General features: G+C 33.0%; 9 protein-coding genes. 6 read left to right on the forward strand and 3 right to left on the reverse strand.

The annotated features are described in order from the left end of the window. Positions 1–342 precede the first annotated feature (342 nt). Genes ACH2BG_RS07600 through ACH2BG_RS07615 form a run of 4 tightly spaced genes read left to right on the forward strand, consistent with a single transcriptional unit; the run spans position 343 to position 3,098 of the window. A complete protein-coding gene (locus tag ACH2BG_RS07600; protein WP_395047104.1) occupies positions 343–1,491 on the forward strand; it encodes an ATP-binding protein in 1,149 nt (382 codons plus the stop codon). Between the two features lie 4 nt (positions 1,492–1,495). Then, positions 1,496–1,879 (forward strand): DoxX family protein, encoded by a 384-nt coding sequence (locus tag ACH2BG_RS07605; RefSeq protein WP_395047105.1) that lies wholly within the window; start codon positions 1,496–1,498, stop codon positions 1,877–1,879. A 47-nt stretch (positions 1,880–1,926) separates the two neighbouring features. Beyond that, positions 1,927–2,484, forward strand: coding sequence for an RNA polymerase sigma factor (locus ACH2BG_RS07610; protein WP_395047106.1), 558 nt, complete (start codon positions 1,927–1,929; stop codon positions 2,482–2,484). Positions 2,485–2,486: 2 nt separating this feature from the next. After that, positions 2,487–3,098, forward strand: a complete 612-nt coding sequence (locus tag ACH2BG_RS07615; RefSeq protein WP_395047107.1) for a cupin domain-containing protein — start codon at positions 2,487–2,489, stop codon at positions 3,096–3,098. Positions 3,099–3,100: 2 nt separating this feature from the next. Here the strand turns inward: ACH2BG_RS07615 and ACH2BG_RS07620 are convergent, their stop codons facing one another. Beyond that, on the reverse strand, positions 3,101–3,382 hold the full coding sequence (locus ACH2BG_RS07620; RefSeq protein ID WP_395047108.1) for a helix-turn-helix domain-containing protein: 282 nt from the start codon (positions 3,380–3,382) through the stop codon (positions 3,101–3,103). 230 nt (positions 3,383–3,612) lie between these two features. On the opposite strand from ACH2BG_RS07620, the gene ACH2BG_RS07625 reads away from it, so the two are divergent. Both ACH2BG_RS07625 and ACH2BG_RS07630 read left to right on the forward strand, forming a co-directional pair. Next, positions 3,613–3,906 (forward strand): nucleotidyltransferase family protein, encoded by a 294-nt coding sequence (locus ACH2BG_RS07625; RefSeq protein ID WP_395047109.1) that lies wholly within the window; start codon positions 3,613–3,615, stop codon positions 3,904–3,906. Continuing rightward, positions 3,896–4,243 carry a DUF86 domain-containing protein gene (locus ACH2BG_RS07630; protein WP_395047110.1) on the forward strand — a complete coding sequence of 116 codons (348 nt, stop codon included), beginning with the start codon at positions 3,896–3,898 and terminating at the stop codon, positions 4,241–4,243. The genes ACH2BG_RS07625 and ACH2BG_RS07630 overlap by 11 nt, the downstream gene beginning before the upstream one ends. Here the strand turns inward: ACH2BG_RS07630 and ACH2BG_RS07635 are convergent. Both ACH2BG_RS07635 and ACH2BG_RS07640 read right to left on the reverse strand, forming a co-directional pair. After that, positions 4,240–6,513, reverse strand: coding sequence for a helix-turn-helix domain-containing protein (locus ACH2BG_RS07635; RefSeq protein WP_395047111.1), 2,274 nt, complete (start codon positions 6,511–6,513; stop codon positions 4,240–4,242). The two genes, ACH2BG_RS07630 and ACH2BG_RS07635, sit on opposite strands and share 4 nt — an antisense overlap. Before the next feature lie 218 nt (positions 6,514–6,731). Then, entirely contained in the window at positions 6,732–7,304 is a 573-nt protein-coding gene (locus ACH2BG_RS07640) for an OmpH family outer membrane protein (RefSeq protein WP_395047112.1), read from the reverse strand. Between the last annotated feature and the right edge of the window lie 49 nt (positions 7,305–7,353).

A 7,353-nucleotide genomic window follows, 5' to 3' on the forward strand; every position in this document is an offset into this window, starting at 1 on the left:
AAAAAAATTAAATTCACTTGTTTTAAAAATTTAAAAGTTGTATAAATAAAACTTATTCTGTGTTTTTAAACTACGTTGCTAAAAGCGTGCCAAAAATTATTTGAATGATAAAAATATGTATATTTAAACTACAAACAAGCATTTTTACTACATTTTTTATTATTTAGCGGTTGCAAAAATATTTTTTATTATTATAACTTCCTAATATTGAGCAAACTTTGTTCTTAAAAAATTAATAAAAACGCGAAACAACTTGTTATTTGATTCTTTTTTCTTATTCTATAAAATTTCTTATTAACAATAATCATATTGTAAAATTTATTGTATTCCTTATATTTGCATATGCAGTTTAGCCAAATCGTAGGTCACGAACACATCAAAAGTCATTTAGTACAAAGCGCAACCGCTGGACGAATTCCGCATGCGCAACTGTTTGTAGGACCAGAAGGATCTGGTGTTTTGCTCACCGCCATTGCTTATGCACAATATGTTTTGTGTAATAATATCGGGAATGAAAACGCTCGCGGAAACGAAAGTTGCAATTTAAAATTTGATCATTTTTCACACCCAGATTTACATTTTGTATATCCAACGGTAACTACTGATGAAGTAAAAACAAAACCAAAAAGTGTCGATTTCCTTGCCGATTGGCGAAAATTTCTAACCGAAAAACCCTACGGAAGTATTTTCGATTGGTACAATATTCTTGATGTAAAAAACAAACAAGGCGAAATTAGGGTGGAAGATGCTCAAGAAGTTCTCAAATCACTTTCGTTAAAAGCCTATGAAGGCGGTTACAAGATTATGATTGTTTGGATGGCCGATAAAATGAATATTGCCGCTTCAAACAAATTACTAAAACTACTCGAAGAACCTACCGAAAAAACACTGTTTATTCTCATCACCGAAAACGAAGAAGATATTATACAAACCATTCGTTCCCGATGTCAAGTCTTGCATTTTTCGGCACTAAGCGAAAATGCTATTACCGAAGCATTAATTACTAATGAAAATATAGAAGCTAAAAAAGCACAAAAAATTGCGCACAAATCACAAGGGAATTACAACAAAGCCTTGCGGTTTTGCCACGAAGTAAATGACGATTTACCGTTTGAAGAATGGTTCGTGACTTGGGTTCGTGCCGCTTTTAGAGCCAAAGGAAATGCGGCAGCAATTCAGGATTTAATTTTGTGGAGCGAGCAAATAGCTGGTTTGGGACGTGAAACACAAAAAAAATTCTTGCATTTTTGTATCGAAATGTTTCGCCAAGCTTTGTTATTAAATTACGAAACCGAAAAACTAGTTTATCTTGAAACGGCGGTCGAAAAATTTAGTTTTGAGAAATTTGCACCGTTTGTAAACGGAAACAATATAAATGATATATTTAAAGAACTTTCTGATGCGATTTATCACATAGAACGCAACGGAAATGCCAAAATAATCTTAACCGATTTGTCTATAAAACTAACCCGATTAATTCATAAAAAATAAACCTATGGAAAACCTTGCCTCACTTTTTGTATTGTTTTTTCTTGCCATTACTTTCTTGCAATCTGGATACGATAAATACACCGATTGGAACGGGAATCTATCTTGGCTTACCGAGCATTTCTCAGGAACTATATTTGCTAACAAGGTGCCGCTTGCTCTAAAAATAGTTTTAGTTTTCGAGATTCTAGCCGGAATTTTATGTATAGTTGGTATGATAGAAATGTCTATAAGCGGCGGAACAACTTTTGGTAAATACGGAGCATGCCTGTCTTGTATAACTTTACTTATGTTGCTTTTTGGACAACGCATTGCCAAAGATTATGATGGCGCCAGAACCATTGTAATTTATTTTATCCCTGCGATAATGGGTGTTTATTGGTTGAGTTAATGATACTTTTGAAATTAAACATAAAAATTAATTAACACAAAATAATTTTGAAAGAGAAAATAATATATAATCATGATGATTTAGTGATTTTAATAAAAAATCGAAATCAAAAGGCATTTGAGTATTTATACGACAACTATGCTAAAGCTATATTTGGTGTTATTCATTCTATTGTTGAAGATGTTGAAGAATCTGAAGATATTTTACAAAAAACATTCTTAAAAATTTGGGATCATTTTGATAGTTATGACCCTTCGAAGGGAAGGTTATATACTTGGATGCTTAACATTTCTCGAAACATGAGTATAGACTACAAAAGATCTAAACATAATAAAAACAAAACCCAAAACACAGATCAAAACGTATATACATTAAATAATATTGCTACTCTAGAGGATTCCTTAGATACTATTGGGTTGAAAAAAATAGTTGAAAAACTAAAAACTGAATATTTAATTCTTATAGAACTCGCGTATTATAAGGGATATACACAGGAAGAAATAAGTAAAGAACTTGATATCCCTGTGGGAACTGTAAAAACAAGAATACGAAAAGCACTTCTAATTTTGAGAGGACAACTAAAAGAAAAAATACAAGTACAATAAAAATGGATACTATACAAAATTATATAAATTCAGGAATACTAGAGTTGTATGTGTTAGGTATGACTACTAATGAAGAAAATATTGGAATCACAAAATTTGCTGAAGAAAATATTGAAATAAAAGAAGAAATTGATTCTATTTCAAAGGCCCTACAAATAACTTCAGAAGCGTTTGCTCCAGAAATTTCTCCAGCTTCAAAAGCAATGATAATGGCTACTATTGACTATACTGAACGTTTGAAAGATGGCGAAGAGTATGCAATTGCACCATTGTTAAATAAAAACAGTACTGTTTCTGATTTTAAAACATGGATTAACAGACCAAACATGCAAGTTTCCGAGGATTATGAAACCATAGATGCTAAAATTATTAGTGCAAGCGAAGAAGTAACAACACTTATTGTTTGGCTGAAACACGGAGCACCAATTGAAGTTCACGATAAAGAATATGAGCATTTTCTAATAGTTGAAGGCACTTGTACCATTACAATTGGAGAAGAATCGCATAATCTTGTTGCTGGAAGTTATTTATCAATACCTTTGTTTATAGGTCATAGCGTAGCTGTAACTTCGGATATGGCATGTAAAATAATTTTACAAAGAGTTGCCGCGTAAGACTAACCCGCATTCAGACTCGATTTGTACATTTTTAATTCGTCCCAAGTAAATTCGTCACCGTATTTTTCTTTCAAGGGGTTTAAGGTTTCTTCTTTGTAACCAAAAAAAGCTTCGGCCAAAGCTGAGATTTTGTCTTCTGTCAAAACATCAGTAATGGCGACAGTTCCAGATCCTATAAGCTTTGCGAAATGTCCGCCAATGGTTTGTGGTGTAAGTTTTCTAATCGCTGCAATTTCTTTGATAGAGTTTTTTTCAATCCACAATTCGTAGGTTTCTTGCATTGTCGATTTCTTGGCTCCTGCTCAACAAAGTGTTCCATAAAAACGACTAGCTCTTCGATGGTCCCCCGACCTCGAAGCAATATGAAAAAATTGGGCTCAAATATAATAATTCTCAATGTTTCGAGTATTTATTATTGCAAATCCGCATCCAAACCCGATTTGTACATTTTAAGTTCATTCAAAGTAATTTGCAATCAAATTTTGATTAATTTTACAAATCAATATTTTTTATGAAACTCTCTAAAGACCAACTAAATCTAATCTCAGATTTTTTTTCGAAACAACCCGTTTTGAAAGCCTATTTATTTGGTTCTTATAGCCGTGGTGTTGGTCATGAAAATAGTGATGTCGATTTGTTAGTAGAATTAGATTACACACAACCTATTGGTTTAGAGTTTATTCAGATGCAAATTGATTTACAACAATTACTTTCTAAAAAAGTAGATTTGGTTTCGGCAAGAGGTTTGTCTAAATACGTAAAACCTATTTTGGATAAAGAAAAAAAACTAATTTATGCAAGATAGATTAGGTGATAAAGTTAGATTATTGCATATCATTGATGCAATAAATGAAATTGAAGATTATTTGCAAGATTCTGATTTAGATACTTTTGTAAAAAACTCGATGATGTTTAATGCTACTTTACGTCAATTAGAAATTATTGGCGAAGCAAGTAATCGCATTTCATCACAAATACTAGATAATAATCCCGATATTCCTTGGGCTAGAATTATTGGTTTGCGAAATCTCGTTATACATGAATATTTTGGTGTTGATGACTTTACTATTTGGAATGTTATCAAAATAAATCTCCCAAATTTAAAAGAAAAAGTGTTGGTTTTAATTAAAACACTCGATTAACCCGCATTCAAACTCGATTTGTACATTTTTAATTCGTCCCAAGTAAATTCGTCGCCGTATTTTTCTTTCAGCGGGTTTAAGGTTTCTTCTTTGTAACCAAAAAAAGCTTCGGCCAAAGCTACGATTTTATCTTCTGGCAAAACATCGGTAATGGCGACAGTCCGTGATTCTATAAGCTTTGCGAAATGTCCGCCAATGGTTTGTGGCGTGAGTTTTCTTATCGCTGCAATTTCTTTGATAGAGTTTTTTTCAATCCACAATTCGTAGGTTTCTTGCACCGTCGATTTTTTAGCTTCTTTAGTTTCTTTTTTCTTTTTTGAATAACGTTCCACGTCGAGATCATCATCGATTAGTGTGATGTTTAATCTTTTGAATTCTTCGTGTATCGCATCAACTTTATTGATTTTATAGGTTTTAATTTCTTTGGAAGTCAAGTTTTCTTTAGAAATTATATCGCCCGAAGCAATTGTTTTTACTAGCAATTTGGCTTTCATCAATTTGAAAAGTGCATTTATTTGTACTTCTTCTAAAACTGACAATTCATCGAACAACATTTTTGCGTTTTTAATTCGTTTTACTTCTTCTATTTTCCACAAAACATCGTAAACAATGCTATCTATTTGTACGAAAAAATAATTGTAAGCCGCATCAACTCTTTCTTTAACAAAATGAATATCAAATGGTTCTGTATTAAAAAGCTTATCTAACTGACTCAAGAATTTCCTTGCTGGTTCTTGAATTTGGGCAATCGTATCGGTTTGTTTTTTCGCCCACAGCGAATGCTTCGATTTTGTTACTGATTCGCTTTTTTCATTATAACTATACAAATGATTGCGCCATTCTTGTGCTAAATCGGCCCAATCGAAAGTAGATTTTAAGTAATTATGTAAGAATCTGGTGGTTTCTTGTTGCAATGATTTTTCTAATTTTTCTTCGGTTGCTTTGTTTTCGGCATAATTCATCACGTCGGCATCGTTGGAAATACCATTCATTTGCAGTGGAGAAAGCAAAACCAAACCTTCTAACGAGCGCAAACGCGATAAGGCAACATAGGCTTGTCCTGGTTGAAAAACTTGCGATACATCGAGCGCAGCTTTATCGAAAGTTAATCCTTGACTTTTGTGCACCGTAATCGCCCACGCTAACTTAATAGGGTAGTGGACAAAGGTTCCTAAAGTTTCTTCTTCTATTTCTTTCGTGTTGCTGTTTACCGAATATCGAATGTTTTGCCATTCGTATTTTTCGACTTCAATCGTGGTGTTTTCATCTGGAAAATGTACTAAAATTTCTGCTTCGGATAAGGATTTGATAATTCCCATTTTTCCATTAAAATAGCGTTTTTCGAAAGCCAAATCGTTTTTTACAAACATGACTTGCGCTCCAATTTTTAGTTGCAAAGTCTGATCTATCGGGTAAATTTTTTCTGGGAAATCGCCTGTTATTTCTGGTTTGTATTGGTATTGTTTTCCTTCCAAATCCTCCAACGCTTTGGCATTCATACTATCGGCTTTGGCGTTGTGAGTCGTAAGTGTAATGTAACCTTTATTGGCTTTGAGGTCGAAATTTGGTTTAACAAATTGGTTTAAATTCTGAATATCTTGTGGCGAAATCCTATTGTTTCGTAAATTATTTAAAATAGAAATAAAAACTTCATCAGTTTGACGAAAAATCTTTGACAACTCTATATACAACGGCGGATTTTGCTGAATTACATGCGAATGAAAAAAGAATTTCCCTTTGTAATAATTACGTAATGTTTTCCATTCTTCGTCTTTAATAACTGGCGGTAATTGCAATAAATCTCCAATAAAAAGGACTTGAACTCCACCAAAAGCGATTTTTTTCTTGCGAATAGATTGCAACATATGATCGATTCCGTCGAGCAAATCGGCACGAAGCATACTGACTTCATCGATAATTAGCAATTCCATATTTTTGATGACCGATTTTTTCAAACCACTCATTTTGAAATTTCGATTTAAAGTTGCTTTCGATTCAAATTTTATATATTCTGAAAATTGTGGAACAGTATTATCTGGAATAAATCCACCAAAAGGCAACTGAAACATCGAGTGAATTGTAACGCCACCAGCATTTAGCGCAGCAATTCCTGTGGGTGCTACTACAACACAGTTTTTGTGTGTAGTTTGTATAATTTCCCGTAAAAGTGTGGTTTTTCCCGTTCCTGCTTTTCCTGTAAGGAAGATATTTCGCTGGGTTTGGTTGATGAATTGTAGGGTGTAATTGGCTTCGGCTGAGATGTTTTCCATTTTGGCTTGTATATATTGGGCAAAATATTGAATTTATTTTAATGTTTTATAAAATGGATCGCGGATGACACGAATTTTATTATTGTCATTCCGACGAAGAGGGAATCTCATTAGTTGCTCACGTTATGAGATTTCTCATTCGTCGGAATGAAAAAATAGTAGTCAAAAAAACCTCCAACTAATTAAAGATGAAGGCTTTTAAAATTATTTAAAAAAAATTATTTTTTCTCTGTTGCTTTTTCTTCTTTTTTATCTGTTTTTGGCTTTGCAGCATACTTCTCGTTAATCATTTTTACTACGTCTTTTGTAATATCATAACTATCTTTTGCATACAAAACAGTCGCTGCGTCTCCAGTACCATAAATATAATCGTATCCTTTTTCTTTCCCGTAATCTTTAATAAGTTGTTTTACAGATTTTACTAAAGTGTCCATTTCTTTTCCGCTTTCGCCTTGCAATTGTTGCATCATCGCTTGCTGTGCATATTGCAATTGTTGTTCTCTTTGTTGCAATTCAGCTCCTTTTTGTTGTGCCCATGCTTGACCTTTTGCCATAGCATTTTGTTGAAAACCGTTCATTTCAGCTTTTAGATTTTTTGCGGCTACTTCAAGCTCGCGACCCATTACTTCTCCTTTGGTTTTATACTTTTCGTCAAGTTCTTTTGCTTCAGTATAATCTTCCATCATTTTTTGAGTGTCAATGTAAGCCGTTTTATATTCTTTTGCTTCTGTTGCTTTGTTACAAGAAATTATTGACATTGAAATTGCTACGAGTAATAAGATTTTTTTCATTTTTATTTTTTTGTTGATTTTTAAATTTTGGTAAAAGTAACCTTTTTTT

Source organism: Flavobacterium sp. (assembly GCF_043779715.1).
GTDB lineage: Bacteria > Bacteroidota > Bacteroidia > Flavobacteriales > Flavobacteriaceae > Flavobacterium.

Bases quoted from the DNA above. Each gene is read 5' to 3' on its own strand.
- ACH2BG_RS07600 (WP_395047104.1), top strand. From the start codon at position 343: ATGCAGTTTAGCCAAATCGTAGGTCACGAACACATCAAAAGTCATTTA.
- ACH2BG_RS07605 (WP_395047105.1), top strand. From the start codon at position 1,496: ATGGAAAACCTTGCCTCACTTTTTGTATTGTTTTTTCTTGCCATTACT.
- ACH2BG_RS07615 (WP_395047107.1), top strand. From the start codon at position 2,487: ATGGATACTATACAAAATTATATAAATTCAGGAATACTAGAGTTGTAT.
- ACH2BG_RS07620 (WP_395047108.1), bottom strand. From the start codon at position 3,382: ATGCAAGAAACCTACGAATTGTGGATTGAAAAAAACTCTATCAAAGAA.
- ACH2BG_RS07625 (WP_395047109.1), top strand. From the start codon at position 3,613: ATGAAACTCTCTAAAGACCAACTAAATCTAATCTCAGATTTTTTTTCG.
- ACH2BG_RS07630 (WP_395047110.1), top strand. From the start codon at position 3,896: ATGCAAGATAGATTAGGTGATAAAGTTAGATTATTGCATATCATTGAT.
- ACH2BG_RS07635 (WP_395047111.1), bottom strand. From the start codon at position 6,513: ATGGAAAACATCTCAGCCGAAGCCAATTACACCCTACAATTCATCAAC.
- ACH2BG_RS07640 (WP_395047112.1), bottom strand. From the start codon at position 7,304: ATGAAAAAAATCTTATTACTCGTAGCAATTTCAATGTCAATAATTTCT.